The sequence below is a fragment of the Geodermatophilus sabuli genome, assembly GCF_010686765.1.
GTDB lineage: Bacteria > Actinomycetota > Actinomycetes > Mycobacteriales > Geodermatophilaceae > Geodermatophilus > Geodermatophilus sabuli_A.
Genome location: NZ_JAAGWF010000045.1, coordinates 1 through 1,441, shown reverse-complemented (window position 1 = coordinate 1,441; position 1,441 = coordinate 1). Strand labels below are relative to the sequence as shown.

Genomic DNA, 1,441 nt, shown 5'->3' with positions numbered 1-1,441 from the left:
TCGGTGTCGGTGGTGGGGCGGGCGACGGGCGGGAGGGCTGGCGGGCCGGGTCGTTCGGTGTCGGTGGTGGGGCGGGCCGCGGGTGGGACGGGCGGCTCCACGACGAACTGGCTCGGCGCCTCCATCACGGGCTCGACGACCGCGGTGACCGGCTCGGCGGCCTCGGACGCGGCCGTTGGCTCGGCGACATCCACGTGGTCGTCGCGCGGGGAGGGCACCTCGACCCGGACCGCACGGTCGGCTACGGGTCCGAGGACCTGGGTGACGGCCTCGAGGGGATCCGGGCCCGGACCGCGCTCGTCCGCGCGTGCGCCGGGGGAGAGGACGAGCAGCAGACCGTAGACGGCCGCGAGCAGTCCGGTGACCAGCAAGAGTCGGGCGGCCCACGACGACCGGCCCGCGGTACCCGCGGCCGTTGTCTCGACCCTGCCGGCGTCCATCACGTGGGACGGTATTCCCCCTCCGCAGTGCCCGCACGACGATCAAGCGCCCCTCCGGGCGCCGCCGCGACGGCCATGGAGGCCATGGGACTGCAGTGGCCTCAGCCGTCTCGGCGTCCGTCCCCGGGGTTCCGCCGGCGGCCTCCGGGGCAGGAGGTCCCGATGACGACGGTGACGCTGCACGCCAGTGGCCCCGAGGTGCCGGGCGAGGTCTGGGAGCGGTACGCCTCCCCGGCGCGCTGGTCGCAGTGGGCGCCGCAGATCACCGGAGTTGACGTGCCCGTGGACCGGCTGGCTGCCGGTGTCCGCGGTCGGGTGCGCGGGCCCGCCGGACTGGCCGTGCCCTTCGTGGTCGACACGGTGGACGAGCAGGCGCGCCGGTGGTCGTGGACGGTGGAGGCAGGACCGGTGCGGCTGCACCTGCTGCACTGGGTCGCCGACGGGCCGGACGGCGGCAGCACGACAGGCCTGCGCATCTCCGGTCCGGCGCCCGTGGTCCTCGCCTATGCGCCCCTCGCCCGACTCGCGATCGGCAGGCTGGTACGGCCGCTCGGCTGAGCGGCACACAGCCCCGACGTCCGCCCAGCCGCGTACCGCGGGTCAGGCGGCGGCGAGTGGGCCGGGGTGGGTGTGGATCTGGGTGCCGTCGGGGCGCCAGGTGCGCCATCGGCCGTCGGGTCGTCGTTCGATCCGGTACCCGTGGTGGACCTGGGTGTGGTGGCGTTCGCAGAGCAGTGCGGAGTTGTCCAGGCTGGTGGTGCCGCCGTTGATTCACTCCAGTAGGTGGTGGACGTCGCACCAGTGGGTGGGGGCGTTGCAGCCGGTGAACACGCAGTGCCGGTCGCGGTTCTCGACGGCGCGGCGCAGGTGGGGTGGCACGACGCGGGCGGTGCGGCCGACGTTCAGCGGCAGCCCGTCGGGGTTCAGGACGAGGCGGGTGAGGGTGGCGTCGCAGGCCAGCCAGCGGGCGCGGGCGGCGGACAGGGTGGCCCCGAACCCGG

Annotated in this window: 3 protein-coding genes; 1 reads left to right on the top strand and 2 read right to left on the bottom strand. The window is 75.4% G+C overall.

Annotated features, from left to right (window positions below):
* Nucleotides 1-440, bottom strand: a 440-nt coding sequence (locus tag GCU56_RS22905) for a hypothetical protein (RefSeq protein WP_204332707.1), incomplete at its 3' end; no start/stop codon positions are given.
* Nucleotides 441-602: 162 nt separating this feature from the next.
* Here GCU56_RS22905 and GCU56_RS22900 point away from each other — a divergent pair.
* Nucleotides 603-998 carry an SRPBCC family protein gene (locus GCU56_RS22900; RefSeq protein ID WP_163484491.1) on the top strand — a complete coding sequence of 132 codons (396 nt, stop codon included), beginning with the start codon at nucleotides 603-605 and terminating at the stop codon, nucleotides 996-998.
* 213 nt (nucleotides 999-1,211) lie between these two features.
* Here the strand turns inward: GCU56_RS22900 and GCU56_RS25445 are convergent.
* Nucleotides 1,212-1,441: DUF222 domain-containing protein (locus GCU56_RS25445; RefSeq protein ID WP_345772027.1), on the bottom strand; the 230-nt coding region annotated here is incomplete at its 5' end.